This window comes from Streptococcus suis (genome assembly GCF_046032535.1).
In the GTDB taxonomy this organism is placed as follows: domain Bacteria; phylum Bacillota; class Bacilli; order Lactobacillales; family Streptococcaceae; genus Streptococcus; species Streptococcus suis_AK.
The window spans coordinates 1-22,910 of record NZ_JARQPL010000018.1 but is presented as its reverse complement, the minus strand read 5'-3'; the positions used below and the strand labels follow the sequence as shown (position 1 = coordinate 22,910).

Sequence of the window (22,910 nt, the reverse complement as noted above, 5' to 3'; positions counted from 1 at the left end):
TAAGACAATAAACAAGTTATTTACACTGTAAAAGTAAGGATATTTTATGATTAATGTTGTAGATTTATTCTCCGGTGCGGGAGGACTAACATTTGGTTTTCAAAAAAGAATTGTTGACAATTCTTTTGTTAGGAGAGATGATTTTAAAATAAATTTTGCCAACGAATTTGATAAGAATGCAGCTGAAGCATTTAGGCAGAATTATCCTGATATCCCAATGATAGAAGGAGATATAGCGGATCTTAATATTGATTACTTGACTAATATAGGAGTAAATATAAAAGATATTGACTTGGTGATTGGAGGACCTCCATGTCAATCATTTAGTACCGTTGGAAAGAGACAATTTGATAATAGGGCAAAAATGTATAAGGAGTATAGAAGACTGCTATCATTTTTGCAACCAAAGATGTTTGTTTTTGAAAATGTGTTAGGCTTATTGACAATGAAAAATGATGATAAAAAGCCTGTTTTGGAAGATGTAAAAGAGAGCTTTCAAGATTTTTCTGACTTTAATGATGCGAATGGTTACAACCTACATATTCAGGTACTAAATGCTAAAGATTTCGGAGTTCCTCAAAATAGAGAACGTGTCTTTATTATTGGTGTGAGAAATGATTTACAATTAGATGTAGAGTGGCGATTCCCAAATAGTATAGCTAATGAACATCCTATAACATTAAGAGAAGCGATAAGTGATTTACCTCTTTTAGGAAATAATGAGACTATGAATAGCTATCAAGGAGAACCCGTAACGGTTTATCAGCAATTAATGAGAGGAAATACGATAGAATTAAAAAATCATGCTAGTAGACGACATGGTGATAGAATGATTAAAATCATGGAAGCTCTAAAAGAGGGACAAGGAAAAGATGATATAAACAGTATGGTTGAAGAAGGAAAATTACCCAAAGAATTGTTTCTTACTTCGGGGTATAGTAATACATATGGACGACTGTGGTGGGACAGACCTTCAACCACAATCACTAATAATTTATCAACCCCATCATCGTTGAGATGTATTCATCCCAGTCAAAATCGTGCTCTAACCGCACGAGAGGGAGCTAGGATTCAATCTTTTCCTGATGACTATGTTTTTATTGGAGGGTTTGAAGCAGTGAATACACAGATTGGAAATGCAGTCCCTCCAATTCTAAGTATATATTTAGCAAATAGAATAGCTGATTTTTTTAGAGAGAATAATTTATAAAGGAATTGTTATGATTGAAAAGGATAAAATTCAGTTTAATTTTTCATATTATGCACTAAATTTATTGGGAAAGCAAATGTATACCAATAGATGGAGTGCTATATCTGAATTAATTGCAAATGGACTAGATGCAGGTGCTACTAAGGTAAATCTCTATATTGAATCTATTGATAAAAAAAATTCTATCTTAGAAATTATTGATAACGGTAGTGGAATGGACTATGATGATTTATCTACAAAATATGCTCTGATTGGTCGGAATAAACGTTTATCAAGTGAAGATTTATCAGAAAAAACAAAGGGGAGGAAAGGAATCGGAAAATTAGCAACGTTATTTCTTTCTAAAAAATATTATATAGTCTCAAAGAAAGATGGCATTGCAAGTGCATGGATGTTAGATTCAACTGACGCATTAGACAGTGACATACCTGAACTAGTGCGAGTACCTATCGATGATGTACATATTGAGAATACAAAAATCTGGGATGAAATTGAGAGCGGTACGCTAATCAAGTCTGTTGGTGTCAATTTAGCGGGTTTTGCTGAAGGGAAACTAGAGTCTTTGAAGATGACTTTGGCAAACTACTATCTTTTGGATAATCTTGGGGCAGACATTGAAGTAGCGTATAGGACCGATGTAAATCAGGCTATAGAGTTTTCAAAAGTTTCTAAGGTCATTGGATTTAAAAATTTTTATGCCTTTTTTCAAACAGATAAAACAGTGGTCAATATGGATCTGCTAAATGATTCGGTAAAGATAAGTGCGGATTTAGAGGAAGTGTCAAATAAACTGCGTCAGGTAAAAAGAATATATCCTTCTGAGATATCAAGAATTAGTTTAACTGGTAAAGAGGAATTTCTGAATATTGATGGAGAGCTAGAAGAAATTACTTACGAGCTAACAGGATGGATTGGTATCCATAGTACAATCAATATGTCTGAAGCTCTTGAAAATACTGGAACGGATACAAAGGACAGATTTATAAGGAATCAAGTTTATAAAGCTAATCAATTGAGATTATATGTTCGTGATAAATTAGCTGTTTCAGATTTTATGCCCTTGTTAAATAATACTCAAGCATTTGGTGCTTACATAGAGGGGGAAATTTCATTTGACGTTTTGGATCATGATAGATTGGAAGATATTTCGACAACTAATCGAGAAGGTCTCTCGGGAAACGATGAACGTATTACTTTGTTAATTGACTTGTTGAAACCTATTGTTAATAAGTTGATTAGTGAGCGTGCAAATATAGGTTCAGTTGTTCGTAAAGAAGTTGATGAAATTAGGAGAAAAGAAAAAAAAGCTCTTGAGGAAAAAAGAATACAAGAAGAAGAAGCGAAAAAGATTGCAGAAGAAGAACGTAGGGAGGCAGAACTTGCTCGTAAGACGGCTGAGCGAGAAAAGATTGAGGCTCAACAAAAGCAGAGGCAGGCAGAAGTCGCAAAAGAAGTTGAGCGAGAAAAGCGGTTGGTTACAGAACAAGAATTGAAGATTACAAGTAAGCAGGCTTTATTTTTAAGAAAATTGACAAATCCAAAATTTGAGAATGCGACGGAAGCTCTACATGCTATGTATACAGAGTCTGATAGTATTGAACTATCAATTAATTCAATTAGTCAGATATTAAATGAGTATCAAGCAACAGACATTATTGCTGAGGTGGATGAGGATATATATGGGATCACTATTTCTGCTCAGAAAATTAAGAAAATTTATGATTTAGCATTCTCAGCAGATTTTCGATTATCTGATCAAACTCAGTCTTTTATACTACAAGAGTTTATTGAGCAATATATAAAAGATTTACTTAAGCCTACCAAAGATCGATATAGTAAAATAAAATTTAAATACCAGCCTGAAAAGATTTTAACAAACAAAATAAAATTTAATACTGCTGAGCTAGGGCTAGTTGTTGATAACCTAGTAAATAATTCTTTCAAGGCAGGTGCAAGTAATATAGATTTAGATTTTTACACAAATGGAATTTATACGGTTATGGAATTTAAAGATGATGGGGAGGGGCTCTCTTCCGCCATAATTACCCCGGATAGAATATTTGAATTAGGCTATACAACAACAGAAAGTACCGGAGTCGGCTTATCTCATGTTAAGCGTGTTATGGAAGAGAATGGAGGTTATATAAAATTACATGAAAAAAATGAGAGGGGATTCTGTTTAGAATTGGGTTTTTTAAATGAGTATTGATTTAAATATTTTATGGTTTTAGGATACGACAACTTGGTATAATAATATTTATCGTAAACTAGAAAGATATGTAAAGGATAGGAATTTTTTATTAAAGGTTACAAGATTTGATACTGTGAATACCGAACAGCTAGTCAAGTTATTACATGAGAAGCATTTTGATGTCATTTTCATAGATTTAAATTTACTCGGTTCAATAAAAGGAACTTCAGCTATAGAAGTCATTAGAAGACAAAATATTTTGTCAGATATATTGTTTTACTCAGTTCAGAAAAATGATATTGAGGATCAATTATCTAAAAAGTTTATTGAGGGGACATATGTTTGTAGTCGTGAGAATTACGAATTTATCCCTAAGGCTAAAAAAATTATTGACAAAAATATTTTAAAAACAGAAAATGTTCTAAGTATACGTGGTTTATTGATGAATAATGTCAGTGTTTTTGATCAAAAGATGAAATTAATTATTTCAAAATATCTTGATTTAGCAACTGAAGACGAAAAAAATAGTTTAGATAGGTATGTAGAAAAACAAGGGAGAGATTTTTATAATAAAATAAGTAAAGTTCATCAAAATTCGACTAGTGCTTCTGAGGGGTATTTGAAGGCGGTTTTAGAACAAGAACGGGCTTATGTTATGGATTCAGACAAACTTGCTAGGGTAGTAAATAAAATATTTAAGATGCTAAAATCTTCAAATGATGACAAGTATGATGAAAGATACGACAACTTTGTGGACAATTACCGTTCAAATATATTAAAGGAAAGGAATTTATTAGCTCATGCAAAAACTGATGGAGTGCATGGATTTAAAATTGAAAATCAAGATGGCAGAATAATAACGTATGATTCGGTTAAGTGTAATGAAATCAGGGGGAATATAAATAGATATAATAATCTTTTTGAAGAAACATTGCATAAGTGGGGGTAAGGATATGTCAAATAGAAACCGTCACAAATATTACGAACTATTAAATCTATTAGGCTATGGTCTAGCTAAATTCGATAATGAATTTATCAAAGAATTTGGGTTCAAGACTAAAACAGATTTTTATCAATATTTTGTTGACTTAGGAATCGCTGAGACTAGAAGTGTTGTCAAGAATAGGATGGATATTTTTGATCCATTCTTTCCAAATCCACGGAGTGGATGGTGGCAAAGAATGGAAGATTATCGCCCTAGAAAAGAACTAATTGATAGCTTGTTTGGAAATGAAGATGTTGTAAATTATGCCAACATCGTTAAGTTGTACCTTCAGAAAGTTCATAATGTAAAGGAAATAACATTAATTGAAAGTCCTATAGTGAAGTCAAAATTCAAAAGATTACAAGAAACAGGACTAGAAGCTGAATTGTACTTTATGAACAATTATCAAAAAGAGTCCGTTTTCCAAAGTGGTACTATAGAGGATGCTCGTTTGTATGGTGATGGATATGATTTTCAGATCAGTGTAGGAAAGAATAATTATTTAGCTGAGGTAAAGGGAATTAGGGGAAAACACGGGGATATTCGACTAACTTTAAAAGAGTATCAACAAGCTGAATTTTATAAGTCGAATTACTTTCTTTCTGTCGTTTCAAATTTAGAAAGTTCCCCTAAGCTTACTATTATTTCTAATCCCTTAAAACAACTAGAATTTAGAAAAGTAATTCGGAAAACCAAAGATATTGTTGAATATCATTTGGTTGATAAACTTTAATTTTAGATTTTATTGATTTTGTTTCAAGAGAGAACTATGCCTATGTCTTCAGTTAATTCTTACCAACCCTACTTCCCCTCCCTCATCCCTTTCGGTTTTATTCTCGCCGACAATCGTTACATCTACCGTGAGGTCTTCATGGAGGGGCAGTTTGAGGCGGTGGTGGAGGTTGATGAGGCTGGTCAGCTGTCGTCTTATATTTGGGATTGTGAGATGGAGGAGGTCTATACCGCCCATCTGGTGACTGCGCCAGCTGGGGCTTTTGTGGGGCAGGTGCGTGAGGCTTATCAGTCCATTTTGGATCGGGTAGAGGAAGCCTGCTGTGTCGCTCTGCCATTTACCAAGGACCAAAGCAACCGCATAGCCCAGCTCATCAAGGAGCAGTGGGGTGACCTTCCTGACTATCCCTTTGCCAAGTTGCCGACCTATGGGGCTTTTCGCCACCCCAACAATAACAAGTGGTACGCCCTGGTCAGTCAGATTCCGAGGAACAAGCTGGACGGGAGCGGGTCTCAAGAAGAGGTGGAGATTGTCAATCTCAAGGTTGACGGTCGGGAAATAGCAGAGCTGCTGAGTCAGTCGGGTATCTTCCCTGCCTACCATATGTCGAAGAAGACTTGGGTGTCAGTCTTACTTGATGATACTGTGGAGGACCAGACGGTGTTTGACCTCCTTGAGAAAAGTCGTTATTTGGTGGGACCGAAATCCTACAAGGCGGTGCAAGGGCCTGATTACTGGGTTATTCCAGCCAATCCCAAGGTCTATGATATTGACACCGAGTTTGCGGAAAATAAGGTAGTCTATTGGCCACAAAAATCAACCATTCAAGCTGGGGACATCGTAGCCATCTATATCACGGCACCTGTACAGGCTATTCGCTATGTTTGTCGAGTCTTGGGGGCAAACTTGGAAAATCACGGAGAGTCAGATATTCCGACAGAAAAGAAACTCATGCAGGTAGAATTGCTCGCTCAGTTTTCCGATGATGTTTTGCCGAGAGCGCGCATGAAGGACTTGGGAGTCAGGGCGGTGCGTGGTCCTAGACGCTTGACAGAGGGCGTGATAGAAGTGCTATCAGCCGAAGTGAAACACCTCTATTAAATTATCAGAATATTTAATAAAAAGACTTTACAAGTGGGTAAAAAAGAGTATAATAAGGTGTATAAATTTACGAGGAGGTAAGGTATGAAGAAAAGCTTCATTCATCAGCAAGAGGAGATTTCTTTCGTCAAAAATACATTCACTCAGTATTTGAAAGACAAGCTAGAAATCGTAGAAGTGCAAGGACCGATTTTGAGTCGTGTCGGGGATGGTATGCAGGATAATTTGTCCGGTGTGGAGAATGCGGTTACTGTTAATGTGAAGTTAATTCCAGATGCGACCTATGAAGTGGTTCACTCACTTGCTAAGTGGAAGCGCCATACCTTGGCTCGATTCGGTTTTAATGAGGGAGAAGGGCTCTTTGTTCACATGAAGGCTCTTCGTCCTGACGAGGATTCCTTGGATCCCATTCACTCAGTATACGTGGATCAGTGGGATTGGGAAAAGGTCATCCCTGATGGTCGTCGCAACTTGGCTTATTTGAAAGAAACTGTGGAGCAGATTTACAAGGCTATCCGTCTGACAGAGTTGGCAGTGGAGGCTCGTTATGACATTGAGTCTGTTTTGCCTAAGAAAATCACCTTTATCCACACGGAGGATTTGGTCAAGAACTTCCCAGACTTGACACCAAAAGAGCGTGAGAACGTGGTTGCCAAAGAATACGGTGCAGTTTTCCTAATCGGTATCGGCGGTGAACTGGCAGATGGTAAACCACATGATGGACGTGCACCAGACTATGATGACTGGACAAGCCCATCAGAAGCAGGCTACAAAGGACTCAATGGCGACATCTTGGTTTGGAATGAAGCGCTTGGATCAGCCTTTGAGTTGTCCTCAATGGGGATTCGTGTAGACGAGGAAGCGCTGAAGCGCCAGGTTGCTATTACAGGTGATGAGGACCGTCTAGAATTTGATTGGCATCGTGCCCTGTTGAATGGTCTCTTCCCGCTTTCAATCGGTGGCGGCATCGGTCAATCCCGTTTGGCCATGTTCTTGCTTCGTAAGAAACATATCGGTGAAGTTCAATCTAGCGTATGGCCACAGGAAGTGCGAGATAGTTTTGAAAATATTTTGTAAGAGGTTGATTTTCAATCTCTTTTCTTTTTCTTCTCAATCAACTGCCTGAAAACATTTACAACAAGATTATCTGTGATTTTTGCGCCAATCTATGATATACTTTTTTAGTTAAATTAAAAGATACAGAGGATATTATGACAAAACTTAGAGAAGACATCCGTAACGTAGCCATTATTGCACACGTTGACCACGGAAAAACAACCCTCGTTGATGAATTATTGAAACAATCCCAAACGCTTGATGAGCGCACAAACCTTGATGAGCGTGCCATGGACTCTAACGACCTTGAAAAAGAGCGTGGTATTACCATCCTAGCAAAAAATACTGCCGTAGCTTACAACGGTACCCGTATCAACATCATGGACACACCGGGACACGCGGACTTCGGTGGTGAGGTTGAGCGTATCATGAAAATGGTTGACGGTGTTGTGCTTGTCGTGGATGCTTACGAAGGGACTATGCCACAGACTCGTTTCGTATTGAAAAAAGCCCTTGAGCAAAACTTGACACCAATCGTTGTTGTTAACAAGATTGATAAGCCATCTGCTCGTCCAGAAGAAGTGGTAGATGAAGTGCTTGAACTCTTCATCGAATTGGGTGCAGATGATGACCAGTTGGAATTCCCAGTGGTTTACGCATCAGCTATCAACGGAACTTCTTCCTTGTCTGACAATCCAGCAGACCAAGAAGAAACAATGGCACCAATCTTCGATACTATTATCGAGCATATCCCAGCTCCTGTGGATAACTCAGATGAGCCTTTGCAGTTCCAAGTATCCCTTTTGGACTACAATGACTTCGTAGGTCGTATCGGTATCGGTCGTGTCTTCCGTGGCACTGTTAAAGTTGGTGACCAAGTTACCCTTTCTAAACTTGACGGCACAACCAAAAACTTCCGCGTTACAAAACTCTTTGGTTTCTTCGGTCTTGAGCGTAAGGAAATCCAAGAAGCTAAAGCTGGTGACTTGATTGCCGTTTCAGGTATGGAAGATATCTTCGTTGGTGAGACGGTAACTCCAACAGATGTAGTTGAGGCACTTCCAGTTCTTCGTATCGATGAGCCAACTCTTCAAATGACTTTTTTGGTGAACAACTCACCGTTTGCAGGTCGTGAAGGTAAATGGGTGACATCTCGTAAGATTGAAGAGCGCCTTTTGGCTGAGTTGCAAACAGACGTTTCTCTCCGTGTTGATCCTACTGACTCTCCAGATAAATGGACTGTTTCAGGTCGTGGGGAATTGCACTTGTCTATCTTGATTGAAACCATGCGTCGTGAGGGCTATGAGCTTCAAGTATCACGTCCAGAAGTTATCATCAAGGAAATCGACGGCGTGAAAATGGAGCCATTCGAGCGCGTGCAAATCGATACTCCAGAAGAATACCAAGGGTCTGTTATCCAATCCCTATCTGAGCGTAAGGGTGATATGTTGGATATGGTTGCGACAGGTAATGGTCAAACTCGTCTTGTTTTCCTAGTACCTGCGCGTGGTTTGATTGGTTATTCAACAGAATTCCTTTCAATGACTCGTGGTTACGGTATCATGAACCATACTTTCGACCAATACTTGCCTGTTGTTCAAGGTGAAATCGGTGGCCGCCACCGTGGTGCTTTGGTTTCTATCGATCAAGGTAAGGCAACGACCTACTCTATCATGCGTATTGAAGAGCGTGGTACCATCTTTGTCAACCCAGGTACTGAAGTGTACGAAGGAATGATTATCGGTGAAAACTCGCGTGAAAATGACTTGACAGTTAACATCACAACTGCAAAACAAATGACCAACGTTCGTTCAGCTACCAAAGACCAAACGTCTGTAATTAAGACACCACGTATCTTGACTCTTGAAGAATCACTAGAATTCTTGAATGATGATGAATACATGGAAGTAACGCCAGAATCTATCCGTCTTCGTAAGCAAATCTTGAACAAGGCAGAGCGTGATAAGGCTGCGAAGAAGAAAAAATTAGCGACTGAGGAATAATTTCTAGGAGAAGAAGCATGTTTTATTTAATCCTCGCCATCATGTTAGTACTTTTTTATATTTTTATTGCACCTCGCAATATTAAGGGGACTATGAATTTGATTGCGGCAGTATTTTTACTGGTAGCATTAGCGATTGCCTTGGTACTTGGATTTTTAAGAATCATGCAATTTTCAAAGGAAATTTGGGTTGGTCTACTAATGATTCTGATTGGTTTTTGGGCGATGCGGGATATTTATTATCTCGATAAAGAACCTAAAGATAGGCAGAGGAGAACAGAGCGACCTGGTCCTTATAGATATAGATGAAATTAACCGACGCTTTGCGTCGGTTTTTCTGTCCTCTGGCTTGAAAAAGGTCTTCGTAAAGGGTAAAATAAGGTGTTAGAAAGTAAAGGTAATTGAGATGAAGATGATTGATATTGTAAAAAATAAGAAAGTGTTAGTGCTAGGTTTAGCTAAATCAGGGGAATCCGCAGCCCGTCTCCTGGATAAATTGGGTGCTATCGTCACTGTTAACGATGGAAAGCCTTTTGAAGAAAATCCGACTGCTCAATCTTTGTTGGAAGATGGTATCCGTGTTATTTGCGGGAGCCATCCCTTGGAATTATTGGATGAAGATTTCGCTTTGATGGTAAAAAATCCAGGAATTCGCTATGATAATCCCATGGTTGAAAAAGCAATTGGAAAAGGAATTCCAGTATGGACAGAGGTTGAGTTGGCCTACTTGGTATCAGATGCTCCAATTGTGGGGATTACAGGTTCGAACGGTAAGACAACGACAACGACCATGATTGCAGAAGTCTTGAATGCTGGAAATAAACCTGCAAAATTATGTGGAAATATTGGTTACCCAGCATCTTCGGTCGCTCAAACTGCGACTGCAGAGGATACCTTGGTCATGGAATTATCGTCTTTCCAGTTAATGGGGACAGAATCTTTCCGCCCGCATATCGCCGTTGTGACTAATCTTATTGCCAGTCATATTGATTATCATGGGACTTTTGAAGACTATGTAGCAGCAAAATGGATGATTCAGCGTCAGATGACGGCTGAGGATTTTGTAGTGCTCAACTTCAACCAGAAAGAAGCCAAGGAATTGGCTGGACAGACCAAAGCAACTGTAGTTCCTTTTTCTACGCTGGAAGTGGTTGATGGAGCTTATTTGGCAGATGGAAAACTCTATTTCAAGGGTGAATACATCATGGATGCTGACCAAATTGGTGTTCCAGGTTCACACAATGTTGAAAATGCCTTGGCAACAATTGTAGTTGCAAAATTGATGGGAGTAGACAACCAAGCGATTCAGGAAAGTTTGTCTGCCTTTGGAGGAGTCAAACACCGCCTGCAATTTGTAGGTGAAATCAATGGCGTTTCCTTCTACAATGATAGTAAGTCTACCAATATCTTGGCGACTCAAAAAGCTCTTTCAGGGTTTGACAATAGCAAGGTCATTTTGATTGCAGGCGGCTTGGACCGTGGCAATGAATTTGATGAATTAGTCCCTGATTTGGTTGGTCTAAAGAAAATGGTGATCCTTGGTCAATCAGCTCCCCGTGTTCAACGTGCTGCAGATAAGGCAGAAGTGGAAACGATAGAAGCTCTTGATATTGCGGATGCGACTAGAAAAGCCTTTGCCATTGCAGAAAAAGGAGATATTGTCCTTTTAAGTCCAGCTAATGCAAGTTGGGATATGTATGCCAATTTTGAAGTGCGTGGCGACGTCTTCTTACAGACCTTTGAGGAGTTGAAATAATCATGAAAAAAATTGTTTTTACAGGTGGAGGGACTGTTGGGCACGTGACGCTCAATCTCCTTTTGATTCCGCGATTTTTGGAAGAAGGCTGGGAAGTCCACTATATTGGTGATGGGAACGGTATTGAACATGAGCAGGTTGTGAAATCAGGTTTAGATGTCTATTTTCATTCTATTTCGACTGGAAAATTGCGCCGTTATTTCTCTTTCCAAAATATGTTGGACGTGTTTAAAGTTGGTTTTGGTGTTCTTCAATCCTTGGCCATCATTGCAAAAATTCGTCCGCAAGCTCTTTTTTCAAAAGGTGGATTTGTATCGGTTCCGCCAGTTATTGCTGCTAATTTGCTGCGGGTTCCGGTCTTTATCCATGAATCAGACTTAACAATGGGACTGGCCAATAAAATAGCCTATAAATTTGCGACAACCATGTATAGTACTTTTGAGCAGCCTGCCAGCTTGACTAAAGTAAAACATGTTGGTGCGGTTACAAAAGTGGGGCAAACGAATGACAAAGTTACACCAATTCAGTTGCCAGAAATTCTCAGTCACTTCGATAAAAGTCTGCCGACCCTACTGTTTGTAGGTGGTTCGGGCGGTGCTAAGGTCTTTAATGATTTAATCAGTCAGAATAGTGCTGCTCTGACCGAACGATTCAATATTATCAACTTGACAGGGGACAGTAGTCTCAATCAATTAGATAAAAACCTATATAGAGTTGACTATGTGACAGAACTTTATCAACCCTTGATGGATTTAGCGGATGTCGTTATTACCCGTGGTGGTTCCAATACTCTGTTTGAGTTGATTGCCATGCAACAACTCCATTTGATTGTGCCACTAGGAAGGCAGGCCAGTCGAGGGGATCAGATTGAAAATGCTCTCTATGCAGAGAAAAAGGGATATTCTAAGCAGATTGATGAAAGTCAATTGACATTTGCCAGCCTGTTAGTAGAAGTCGATGAGCTATTGAAAAATAAGGAATTTTATATCCAAAACATGGCAAATTCTAATGAAATTCAGTCAGTAGATAGTTTTTACAATTTGCTTAGAGAAGATATGGGAAGGTAGGTTCTATGACGGAAAAAGATTCAAATATAGAAGAACCAGTGCTAGAAGTGGAACAGGCACCCCAAGTAGAATTGGATTCAGAACAAATTTCACCAGTAGAGAAAGAATCTGTATTAGCCGAAGAAAAAGGACTTTCTACGGATGTAGACATACCTGAGATGACTGCTCCGGATGATGAAAAAAGTGCCTTTTTCGAACAATGGAAAGCACGCCATCAAGCCTACCTTGCTCATAAAGATGAGGCAGATGTTCAGGCAGTTGACGAAGGGCAGACAGAACAGAAGAGCCCAAAAGCTAGAAAGAGTAAAAGAGTCCTTTTTCAGGGAATAAACAGAAGACAAGAGAATCGGGAATCCAAAAAGGAAACAGAGAAAGAGGTTCAAACTTTAAAAGTTGATATTCCTTCCAAGGTAGTGTGGAAAGCCGTTCCAGTTCTTATGGCGAGCTTGTTATTGGCAGCCTTGGCTCTGTATTTTATTTCTCCAACCAGCAAGAAAAAACAGATAGAGGTCGTTGGAAATGAGCGACTAACTGCTGAGCAAGTAGAAAATTATAGCCTTATCTCTCCAGATGATTACATTGTAACCATAGCTTTGCATGCAGATGCTTACGCAAAGAATATTAAGAAGAATAGTTCGTCTGTAGAGACTGCAACAATCAAGTTCCAGTTTCCAGCTACCTTTACGATTCAAATTAAAGAATACGCTATAATAGGCTACATTCAGCAACAAAGTCAGTGGTATCCAGTATTGTCTAGTGGAGAGGTTGGTGGAGAGTCAATTTCACAGGATTCCTTGCCAGAAGGCTACCCAACGATTAATTTATCCGACAAGGAATTAATCAAGGAACTGGCCATTGAATTGGGGAAAATAGATACAGGAATTCGTTCTGCTATTCAGACAATAAATTTAACGCCAAGTAAAGTGACCGCGGATTTGCTGACACTCAATATGGCAGATGGGAACACGGTTTTAGTTCCATTGAGTGAGCTTAGTCAGAAGTTGCCTTACTATACAAAAATAGCGGCAGAAGTGACAGTTCCAACGACAATTGATATGGAAGTTGGCATTTATAGATATGCAAGCTAAAATAGATAATTTTGTAAAGAAAAAGTAATAAAAAAATCCTTTAAAAACACCATAATTCGATATAATATGGTATAATGAATGATGACTAATTATACTATTTTTCAAAATGGAAGATGATTTGTTAAAGTTGGAAGTAAGAGAGGACTGATAGAATGGCTAGGAACGGCTTTTTTACGGGATTAGATATTGGTACAAGCTCCGTTAAAGTCTTGGTTGCAGAATATATTGATAACGAAATGAATGTGATTGGGGTCAGCAATGTAAAAAGTGCTGGCGTCAAAGATGGAATTATTGTAAATATTGAGGTGGCTGCTGGAGCGATTAAAAAAGCGATCGAGCAGGCAGAAGAAAAGTCAGGTATCCGCATTGAAAAGGTAAATGTTGGATTACCTGCCAACCTTCTTCAGATTGAACCGACTCAAGGGATGATTCCTGTTACAACAGATTCACAAGAAATTACAGACTTGGATGTTGAGAATGTTGTAAAATCAGCATTGACAAAGAGTATGACTCCGGAACGCGAAGTGATTTCATTTATTCCAGAAGAGTTCACTGTCGATGGATTTCAAGGCATTAAGGACCCTCGTGGAATGATGGGAATTCGCTTGGAAATGCGTGGTATGCTGTACACAGGACCACGTACCATTCTTCACAATCTTCGTAAAACGGTGGAGCGTGCAGGTGTCCAAGTTGAAAATATTGTAATTTCTCCGTTGGCACTAACTCGCTCTGTATTGAATGAAGGTGAACGTGAGTTTGGTGCGACTGTCATTGATCTTGGTGGCGGTCAAACGACTGTGGCTGTTATGCGTGGCCAAGAGTTGCAATACACAAACATCTACCAAGAAGGTGGAGATTATATCACAAACGATATTTCAAAAGTATTGACAACTTCAAAGAGTATCGCTGAAAACTTGAAATACAACTACGGCATTGCCTATCCGCAAGATGCAAGTGATAAGGAAAAATTCACTGTTGACGTGATTGGAGAAAACGCTCCAGTTGAAGTGACCGAGCGCTACCTTTCAGAAGTGATAGCGGCACGTCTGCGTCAGATTTTTGACCGTGTGAAACAAGATTTGGAGCGTACACGTGCTCTAGATTTACCAGGAGGCGTTGTTATTGTAGGTGGTGGTGCTATCTTACCAGGAATTACAGAATTGGCCCAAGAAGTGTTTGGTGTTAACACTAAACTTTATGTTCCAAATCAAATTGGTATCCGCAATCCAGCATTTGCAAGCGTGATTAGCTTTGTTGAGTATGTTGGTGAGTTAGAAGATGTTGAAAATATTGCCCAACATGCAGTAAATGGCGAAACTACCTTGAGACATAAGCCAGTTGAAATTCCTGTTGCTCGTCCTCGGATTAGTCAGCCAATTCAAAGAGAAATCGTGAACGAATTGAACACAGTTGATCAGGTAGAGGAACAAGTTGCTCCTACTTACCATGATGAGGAAGAAGAAGCTCGTCCAGCTGCTAAGGGAAACATCACAGATCGCATTCGTGGTTTGTTTGGCAGCATGTTTGAATAAGAGAAAAGAAAAGGTGATTTAAACTATGGCATTTTCATTTGAAGCAGCAGCTAGTCATGGTGCTGTCATTAAAGTAATCGGTGTCGGCGGTGGTGGCGGGAACGCAATCAACCGTATGATTGAAGAAGGTGTTGCTGGGGTTGAGTTTATTGCAGCAAACACAGATGTACAAGCGCTAAGTAGCTCTAAAGCTGAAACAGTGATCCAACTAGGTCCTAAATTGACTCGTGGTTTGGGTGCTGGAGGTCAACCTGAGGTTGGTCGTAAAGCTGCTGAGGAAAGCGAAGAAGCATTGACTAATGTATTAACTGGTGCAGATATGGTCTTCATCACTGCTGGTATGGGCGGTGGCTCAGGGACTGGTGCGGCTCCTGTTATTGCACGTATTGCTAAAAACTTGGGTGCGTTGACTGTCGCAGTTGTGACTCGTCCGTTTGGTTTTGAAGGTAATAAACGTGGAAACTTTGCGATTGAGGGAATTGAAGGTCTTCGCGAACAAGTAGATACACTCTTAATTATTTCAAACAACAACCTTCTTGAAATTGTTGATAAGAAAACACCGCTTTTAGAAGCACTAAGCGAAGCTGATAATGTTCTTCGTCAAGGTGTTCAAGGAATTACAGACTTGATTACAAATCCTGGTTTGATTAACTTGGACTTTGCAGATGTGAAGACAGTTATGGAAAACAAAGGAAACGCCTTGATGGGTATCGGTATCGGTACTGGTGAGGACCGAGTGATTGAGGCGGCTCGTAAAGCGATTTATTCTCCTCTTCTTGAAACAACAATTGATGGTGCAGAGGATGTCATTGTCAATGTTACAGGTGGTTATGACATGACTCTGACAGAAGCAGAAGATGCTTCAGAAATCGTTAATCAGGCTGCGGGTCAAGGTGTTAACATTTGGTTGGGTACATCTATTGATGAAACAATGAAAGATGAGATTCGTGTGACTGTTGTGGCTACGGGTGTTCGTCAAGATACTGCTGATAAACCAGCCCGCCATCGCACGGAAGCTGTTTCACCACGCCCTTCTCAACGCTTTGATCATTCAGTAGCATCAGCACCAACTCGTGGAGCTGCACAACAAACTGAAGCGCCGAAAGCTTCTGCCTTCGGAGAGTGGGATTTGCGTCGTGAAAACTTGATTCGTCCAACTGACACAGAACCAACATCCACTGTTTCAGTCGAAAAATTTACAATGGATCAAGATGAGGATGAATTGGATACACCACCATTCTTCCGTAATCGCTAAACTAAAATGAATTTTCAAAAGAATAAGGATGCTATCTTTTCAGCAGTGGCAAAAGCTGCTGAGAAGGCAGGTCGTCCAAGTGAATCAGTAAAGGTAATAGCTGTCACCAAATATGTTGACAGCTCTATTGCTAATCAGCTAGTGAATACTGGGATTACCCATATTGGAGAAAATCGAGTCGATCAGTTCTTAGAAAAGTATAATGCCCTAGCAGACAAACAATTGACCTGGCATTTGATAGGGACTTTACAGAGAAGAAAGGTCAAGGACATTATTCCATTTGTTGATTATTTCCACGCCCTAGACTCTGTCAAACTAGCTCAGGAAATAGATAAACGTGCGACTAAAATAGTCAAGTGTTTCCTCCAAGTCAACGTTTCCGGTGAGGAGAGTAAGCATGGCTTTGCAGTATCTGAGATTGATACGGCACTTGCTGAAATTAGTTTATTGGAGAACATTGAACTTGTTGGATTGATGACGATGGCACCGATTGATGCTACAGATGATGAATTAGACGAGATCTTTTCTAAAATGCAGGAAATCCAAGAAGAACTAGCTACAAGGAACTTACCACGTATGCCCTTTACAGAGTTAAGTATGGGAATGAGTGGGGACTTTGAACGCGCCATTGCTCACGGAGCTACATATGTGAGAATTGGCTCAGCATTCTTTGAATAATGGAGAGGAGGAAAATATGGCATTAAAAGATACATTTAAGAACTTATTTAATTACTTTGAAGTTGACGAAGTCAATGAAGTTGAAGAACAGGCAGATGCCTATTCAATGCCTAATGATCGTCCTAAAATGCGTGTTGCCAGTACTACAGCTGCACCTGTGCGCGAACAGCAGCCAAAAGTAGAGACGCGTCGGGAAGCACGTTCAGAAAGTCAACTTCAACGCCTACATGAAAGGCAGCAAGAATTGATGACTAATAATAACGAAAAAGAGATTGTCAAAACTACAATTGATATTAAGTTTCCAAAACGTTATGAAGATGCACCAGAGATGGTAAATCTTTTATTAGATAATGCGAGTATTCTCATTGATTTTCAATATATGTCGGAGCAACAAGCTAGACGTTGCCTAGACTACTTGGATGGTGCTCGTTCAGTATTATCTGGAAATTTGAAAAAGGTCTCAAATACCATGTGGCTGTTAACTCCAGTAAATGTCACAGTCAATATTGAAGAATTGCGCAATGCTGGTACAAGTACTGGTGTGGCTGATTCAAATTTTGACTTTGATATAAAACGGTAACACTATGCAAATTTTGATTTTTTTACTATTAAAAATTGTAGAAATTTATTCCTATCTCTTATTAGCATATGCTTTGCTAAGTTGGTTTCCTAGCCTATACACAAGCTCGATTGGACGTTTGATTCAATGGTTGGTAGCACCGATTTTAAAACCCTTTAGGCGATTTAATCTGCAATTTATGGGGTTGGATTGGACTGTAATGGCAGCCATGATTGCGCTTAATATGGGAACACGCTTCTTGGTTCAATTATTGCTCCTGTTAGCATAGTTATGAAAAATGACAAAAACTTATTGCAACATTTTTCTAGGGAAGAAAGAGAGTTTGTAGAGAAAATAATGGATATGTGTCAGCAAGTTGAAGATACGTATTCATACAGATTAACTCAGTTTTTACATCCTAGACAAGATGAAATTGTATGCAAAATTGCTAACTACTACCAGTTACAAACGTTTTCTAGTCGGGACTTTGTTTCGACTGAACATTCGCGGGTTATTATTGCCCCGGCTTATTATGAGTTGGACATCAAGGACTTTGAGTTAACCGCTCTTCATTTGTCCTATGCTAGAAAATTTCACACCTTATCCCATTCACAAGTTCTTGGAACTTTTCTCAATCAACTAGGGATTAAAAGGGAGTATTTGGGTGATATTTTGATTGATGATGAACGATTGATTGTCTTTATCGATCAGAAATTTGGGCAGATTGCCTTACAATCTATCACTAAAGTTGCTCGTGTCCCTGTTAAGGGAAAGGAAGAAGAATGGACGACTGTTCGACTACCGATTGGACAGGAATGGCGTTCAAAGGATGTGTTGGTTTCCAGTATGAGATTGGATAAATTGATTTCGGTCGCATTTAATCTTTCAAGGGCAACTGCAAACAAGTTGATTGAGGCTGGACATGTGAAGTTGGATTATGTTCTGACAGAACAAACCAGTAAATTAGTTGAAATAGGGCAATTAATTAGTGTTAGGAGATATGGTAGAGTTCACCTAAATGAATTTTTAGGTTTTTCTAAGCAAGGGAAGATAAAATTGAAGTTAGACATTGTTAAAACTTAGGAGGAAAGATGGCACTTACAGCATTAGAATTAAAAGATAAAACCTTTGCTACAAAATTTAGAGGATACGACGCAGATGAAGTTGATGACTTTTTGGACATTGTAACACGTGATTATGAGGATTTAATTCGTAAAAATCATGACCAAGAGTTAGAATTGAAAAATTTGCGGGAACGTTTAGCTTATTTTGATGAGATGAAAGAATCATTGAGTAAATCAGTTCTTTTAGCTCAAGATACAGCTGAGAAAGTAAAGGTTGCGGCCGAAGATCAAGCGGTAAATATTATTAAACAAGCTGACTATGATGCGGCAACATTGTTACATGAAGCTAAAGATAAGGCAAATGAAATTCTTCGTAATGCGACTGACAACGCGAAAAAAGTTGTCATTGAGACTGAAGAATTAAAAAACAAGACACGTATTTTCCATCAGCGTCTGAAATCAACAGTAGAAAGCCAATTATCATTGGTTAATTCATCTGAATGGGAGGAAATCCTTCGCCCAACAGCAAGTTACATTCAAACAAGTGACGAAGCCTTTCGTGATGTTCTTCATAAGGCTTTGGATGAAGAATTACCTGTTGAAGAAGAAAGTTTGGATTATACACGTCAATTGACACCAGAAGAAATTGCAGAATTAACTCGTCAGGCAGCGGCTTTTGAGAGTGGAGATTCTGTAGAAATTTCAACAGAAGAATAATAAAGATCATAAGCAGAGACACGGTCGGTAGAAATATTTATAGCGAGTAGGAGATGGTGGAAGCCCTACAATCTCTTTCTATGGATCATCACTTTGTTTGATTTTTCCTGAAAATAGTAAGGAAAGACGTCCGTTCACGTTACGAACATAGAGGGATAGGGGAAACTCTATCTAAACTAAGGTGGTACCACGAACTTTCGTCCTTATTTGGCGGGAGTTTTTTATATTTTTTATGATACGATTAGAATTAGTAAACAAGGACAACTTTGAAGCGGTGTTACAAGTTCAACTTGCACCTGAGGACCAACGCCGAGTAGCATCGGTTGAATATTCTTTGGCCCAGGCTTGGCTGTATAAGGATAGCGGACAATTGTATCCCTATGCGGTGATGTTTGGTCGGAAAGTTGTAGGTTTTGTGCTCTTGTCTATTCAAGAAGAGGACAAGAGCTACTATGTTTGGCGTTTGTTAATCGATAAGAATCATCAAAATCGCGGACATGGTAAAGAAGTGATTCGACAAATTCTGGTTCTGGCCAAAGAAGATACTTTATGCCAAAAAGTTACGATGAATTATGTGATTGGTAATCATAAAATGCGGTATATCTTAGAAAAATTTGGCTTTCAATCAGTTGGTATGATTGGCCAAGAAATAAAAATGGAATTAACTTTTTAATAAAGGAGATAAAATGAAACTCAAAGAAACCCTTAATTTAGGCAAAACGGCTTTCCCAATGCGTGCAGGCTTACCAACTCGCGAGACAGAATGGCAAAAGGCCTGGGATGAAGCAAACTTGTATGCTCGTCGCCAAGAACTCAATGAAGGCAAACCTGCCTTTCATCTTCATGACGGTCCCCCATACGCTAACGGAAATATCCACGTTGGACACGCCTTGAACAAGATTTCTAAAGATATTATCGTTCGCTCAAAGTCAATGTCTGGCTTCCGTGCACCATTTGTACCGGGTTGGGATACGCATGGTCTTCCTATTGAGCAAGTCTTGGCAAAACAAGGTGTTAAGCGCAAGGAAATGGACTTGGTAGAATACCTTGAAATGTGCCGTGACTACGCTCTTAGCCAAGTTGACAAGCAACGTGATGATTTCAAACGCTTGGGTGTTTCTGCAGACTGGGAAAATCCATACATCACCTTGACGAAAGACTATGAAGCTGCTCAAATCCGTGTCTTCGGTGCTATGGCAGACAAGGGCTATATTTACCGTGGTGCCAAGCCTGTTTACTGGTCATGGTCATCTGAATCTGCCCTTGCAGAAGCTGAAATTGAATACCATGACATTGACTCAACATCTCTTTACTATGCTAACAAGGTCAAAGATGGCAAGGGGCTCTTGGATACAGACAGCTACATCGTTGTCTGGACAACGACTCCATTTACAGTAACGGCTTCTCGCGGTTTGACCATGGGAGCAGATATTGACTATGTCTTGGTTCAACCAGCTGGTTCTGACCGTAAGTATGTCTTGGCAGAAGCCTTGGTTGATAGTTTGGCAGCCAAATTCGGTTGGGAATCCTTTGAAGTGATTTCAAAACACAAGGGTGCTGAGTTTGAATATATCGTGACCGAACACCCATGGGATGTTGAAGTTGATGAATTGGTTATCTTGGGTGACCATGTCACAACAGACTCGGGTACTGGTATCGTCCATACAGCTCCAGGTTTTGGTGAGGATGACTACAATGTCGGTGTCAAATATGACTTGGAGGTTGCGGTAACTGTCAACGAACGTGGCTTGATGAATGAAGCTGCGGGTCCTGATTTTGAAGGGCAATTCTATGACAAGGTTGTACCAACGGTTAAGGAAAAATTAGGCGACTTGCTCCTTGCTAGTGAAGTGATCAATCACTCATACCCATTTGACTGGAGAACCAAGAAGCCAATCATCTGGCGTGCAGTGCCACAGTGGTTTGCCTCTGTTTCTAAATTCCGTCAGGAAATCTTGGACCAAATCGAAGCAACGACCTTTATTCCTGCTTGGGGTAAAACACGTCTTTACAACATGATCCGTGACCGTGGTGACTGGGTCATCTCTCGTCAACGTGCTTGGGGTGTGCCGCTTCCAATCTTCTATGCAGAAGATGGTACAGCGATTATGACCAAGGAAGTGACAGACCACGTAGCAGCTCTCTTTGAGGAGCATGGTTCTATCATCTGGTGGAAATCTGAAGCCAAAGATCTCTTGCCAGCTGGTTTCACACATCCAGGTTCACCAAATGGCGAATTTACCAAAGAAACAGACATCATGGACGTATGGTTTGACTCTGGTTCATCTTGGAATGGTGTTATGAACGCCCGTGAAAACCTTTCCTACCCAGCAGACCTCTACCTAGAAGGTTCTGACCAATACCGTGGTTGGTTTAACTCATCCTTGATTACCTCTGTTGCTGTAAATGGTCATGCGCCATACAAGGCTGTCTTGTCACAGGGCTTTGTCCTTGATGGTAAAGGCATGAAGATGTCTAAATCCCTAGGAAATACCATTCTTCCAAGTGATGTTGAGAAACAGTTTGGTGCAGAAATCTTACGTCTGTGGGTAACTTCCGTTGATACTTCAAACGACGTACGTGTGTCTATGGATATTCTTGGACAGGTTTCTGAAACCTACCGTAAAATCCGTAATACCCTTCGCTTCTTGATTGCTAACACTTCTGATTTCAATCCTGCAAGCGATGCGGTGGCATACGACGAGCTTCGTTCTGTTGACCAGTATCTCTTGGTGAAATTTAACAAGTTGGTAGCTCAAATCCGTGAAGCCTACGACAATTATGATTTCATGGCTATTTACAAATCTGTAGTAAACTTTGTAACACTTGATTTATCAGCCTTTTACCTCGATTTTGCCAAAGATGTCGTCTACATTGATGGTGCTAAATCACTTTCTCGTCGTCAGATGCAGACAGTATTCTACGACATCTTGGTGAAAATTACCAAGCTCTTGACCCCAATCTTGCCACACACGGCAGAAGAAATCTGGTCATACTTGGAACACGAAGCAGAAGAGTTTGTACAATTGGCGGAAATGCCAGAGGTGGAAACCTTTGCTAATGAAGCGCAGCTTTTAGCTGATTGGGAAAACTTTATGGTCTTCCGTACAAAAGCTCAAAAAGCCTTGGAAGAAGCACGTAATGAAAAAGTGATTGGTAAGTCACTCGAAGCTCATTTGACTGCCTATGTCTCAGCTGAAACCAAGTCCTTCTTGGAGAGCTTGAATGCAGACCTTGCTCAGTTGCTCATCGTTTCAAACTTGACAGTAACCACGGAAGCAGCTCCTGAAAGTGCTGTTCTTGTAGAAGAAGTTGCCTTTACTGTAGAGCGTGCAAGCGGTGAAGTATGTGACCGTTGCCGCCGTATTGATACTAGTGTTGCAGAGCGCAGCTATGGTGCGACAATCTGTGATCACTGTGCAAGCGTAGTGGAAGAAAACTTTGCTGAAGCAGTAGCTCAAGGTTTTGAAGCTTAAGTAATCACAATACATTTGTTAAAGTCTATCTAGCGATAGGCTTTTTTGTAATACTCTTCGAAAATCAAAATTATCCGTTGTCACGAGCCTTGATGAGTGAAAAGCTCCATTGGAGGTTTTCAGCCTGTTACCTTGAAATAAGAAAGTAACAGAGTTCGATCTTCGGCTTCGTTTCCTAGGCTACTTTTGATATATAGTCGAATGAATTAGCTTTCAGACAAGGAACTGAGGCGCAGGCTATACTAAAGTATGGCAAGACGAAAGTGACGATGTATCAAAGATAATTCAAATGACTATAAATAGAAAAAAAGAAGCCATCTGGCTTCTTCAGATTGCAGACAAACATCGTTTTGGTGTTTGTCTTTTTTACTGTTTTTAGAGAAAAATGGCTGTTTTAATGCTGAAACCACCCCATCTGGACAAAATAAAAAGGCCTTCTT

General features: G+C 39.8%; 20 protein-coding genes. All 20 read left to right on the top strand.

Annotation, left to right across the window (positions count from 1 at the left end):
• Positions 1-46 precede the first annotated feature (46 nt).
• The 20 genes from P7J58_RS06705 (at position 47) to ileS (ending at position 22,470) form a co-directional block, all read left to right on the top strand.
• Positions 47-1,210: a DNA cytosine methyltransferase gene (locus tag P7J58_RS06705; protein WP_029173606.1), complete on the top strand. Its 1,164-nt coding sequence runs from the start codon at positions 47-49 to the stop codon at positions 1,208-1,210.
• Positions 1,211-1,220: 10 nt separating this feature from the next.
• A complete protein-coding gene (locus tag P7J58_RS06700) occupies positions 1,221-3,419 on the top strand; it encodes an ATP-binding protein (RefSeq protein ID WP_029173605.1) in 2,199 nt (732 codons plus the stop codon).
• Positions 3,420-3,534: 115 nt separating this feature from the next.
• Positions 3,535-4,350, top strand: a complete 816-nt coding sequence (locus tag P7J58_RS06695) for a hypothetical protein (RefSeq protein ID WP_408555955.1) — start codon at positions 3,535-3,537, stop codon at positions 4,348-4,350.
• A 4-nt stretch (positions 4,351-4,354) separates the two neighbouring features.
• Positions 4,355-5,119: a DUF3883 domain-containing protein gene (locus P7J58_RS06690; RefSeq protein WP_172052641.1), complete on the top strand. Its 765-nt coding sequence runs from the start codon at positions 4,355-4,357 to the stop codon at positions 5,117-5,119.
• Positions 5,120-5,161: 42 nt separating this feature from the next.
• Positions 5,162-6,220 carry an MmcQ/YjbR family DNA-binding protein gene (locus P7J58_RS06685; protein WP_408555954.1) on the top strand — a complete coding sequence of 353 codons (1,059 nt, stop codon included), beginning with the start codon at positions 5,162-5,164 and terminating at the stop codon, positions 6,218-6,220.
• An 84-nt stretch (positions 6,221-6,304) separates the two neighbouring features.
• Complete coding sequence (gene asnA, locus P7J58_RS06680) at positions 6,305-7,297, top strand: aspartate--ammonia ligase (protein WP_015646534.1); 993 nt, start codon at positions 6,305-6,307, stop codon at positions 7,295-7,297.
• 134 nt (positions 7,298-7,431) lie between these two features.
• Positions 7,432-9,279, top strand: coding sequence for a translational GTPase TypA (gene typA / locus P7J58_RS06675; RefSeq protein ID WP_408555953.1), 1,848 nt, complete (start codon positions 7,432-7,434; stop codon positions 9,277-9,279).
• A 17-nt stretch (positions 9,280-9,296) separates the two neighbouring features.
• A complete protein-coding gene (locus P7J58_RS06670) occupies positions 9,297-9,587 on the top strand; it encodes a DUF3165 family protein (protein ID WP_024399526.1) in 291 nt (96 codons plus the stop codon).
• Positions 9,588-9,684: 97 nt separating this feature from the next.
• Positions 9,685-11,034, top strand: a complete 1,350-nt coding sequence (gene murD / locus P7J58_RS06665) for a UDP-N-acetylmuramoyl-L-alanine--D-glutamate ligase (protein ID WP_336371921.1) — start codon at positions 9,685-9,687, stop codon at positions 11,032-11,034.
• A gap of 2 nt (positions 11,035-11,036) precedes the next feature.
• Positions 11,037-12,101, top strand: coding sequence for a UDP-N-acetylglucosamine--N-acetylmuramyl-(pentapeptide) pyrophosphoryl-undecaprenol N-acetylglucosamine transferase (locus P7J58_RS06660; protein WP_408555952.1), 1,065 nt, complete (start codon positions 11,037-11,039; stop codon positions 12,099-12,101).
• Positions 12,102-12,106: 5 nt separating this feature from the next.
• Positions 12,107-13,189 (top strand): cell division protein FtsQ/DivIB, encoded by a 1,083-nt coding sequence (locus P7J58_RS06655; protein ID WP_408555951.1) that lies wholly within the window; start codon positions 12,107-12,109, stop codon positions 13,187-13,189.
• A 152-nt stretch (positions 13,190-13,341) separates the two neighbouring features.
• On the top strand, positions 13,342-14,721 hold the full coding sequence (gene ftsA, locus P7J58_RS06650) for a cell division protein FtsA (protein ID WP_408555950.1): 1,380 nt from the start codon (positions 13,342-13,344) through the stop codon (positions 14,719-14,721).
• Positions 14,722-14,746: 25 nt separating this feature from the next.
• A complete protein-coding gene (gene ftsZ, locus P7J58_RS06645) occupies positions 14,747-15,976 on the top strand; it encodes a cell division protein FtsZ (RefSeq protein ID WP_002943037.1) in 1,230 nt (409 codons plus the stop codon).
• A 6-nt stretch (positions 15,977-15,982) separates the two neighbouring features.
• On the top strand, positions 15,983-16,654 hold the full coding sequence (locus P7J58_RS06640) for a YggS family pyridoxal phosphate-dependent enzyme (protein ID WP_105121869.1): 672 nt from the start codon (positions 15,983-15,985) through the stop codon (positions 16,652-16,654).
• A 16-nt stretch (positions 16,655-16,670) separates the two neighbouring features.
• Positions 16,671-17,234, top strand: coding sequence for a cell division protein SepF (locus tag P7J58_RS06635; protein WP_002943041.1), 564 nt, complete (start codon positions 16,671-16,673; stop codon positions 17,232-17,234).
• Between the two features lie 4 nt (positions 17,235-17,238).
• Positions 17,239-17,502, top strand: a complete 264-nt coding sequence (locus P7J58_RS06630) for a YggT family protein (protein ID WP_002943042.1) — start codon at positions 17,239-17,241, stop codon at positions 17,500-17,502.
• Positions 17,503-17,504: 2 nt separating this feature from the next.
• Entirely contained in the window at positions 17,505-18,296 is a 792-nt protein-coding gene (locus P7J58_RS06625; RefSeq protein ID WP_408555949.1) for an RNA-binding protein, read from the top strand.
• Positions 18,297-18,304: 8 nt separating this feature from the next.
• Positions 18,305-18,994: a DivIVA domain-containing protein gene (locus tag P7J58_RS06620; RefSeq protein WP_029185013.1), complete on the top strand. Its 690-nt coding sequence runs from the start codon at positions 18,305-18,307 to the stop codon at positions 18,992-18,994.
• 232 nt (positions 18,995-19,226) lie between these two features.
• Positions 19,227-19,667, top strand: coding sequence for a GNAT family N-acetyltransferase (locus P7J58_RS06615; RefSeq protein ID WP_408555948.1), 441 nt, complete (start codon positions 19,227-19,229; stop codon positions 19,665-19,667).
• Between the two features lie 13 nt (positions 19,668-19,680).
• The gene (gene ileS / locus P7J58_RS06610) at positions 19,681-22,470 is read left to right on the top strand and encodes an isoleucine--tRNA ligase (protein WP_029187356.1); all 2,790 of its coding nucleotides are present in this window, start codon (positions 19,681-19,683) and stop codon (positions 22,468-22,470) included.
• Positions 22,471-22,910: the final 440 nt, after the last annotated feature.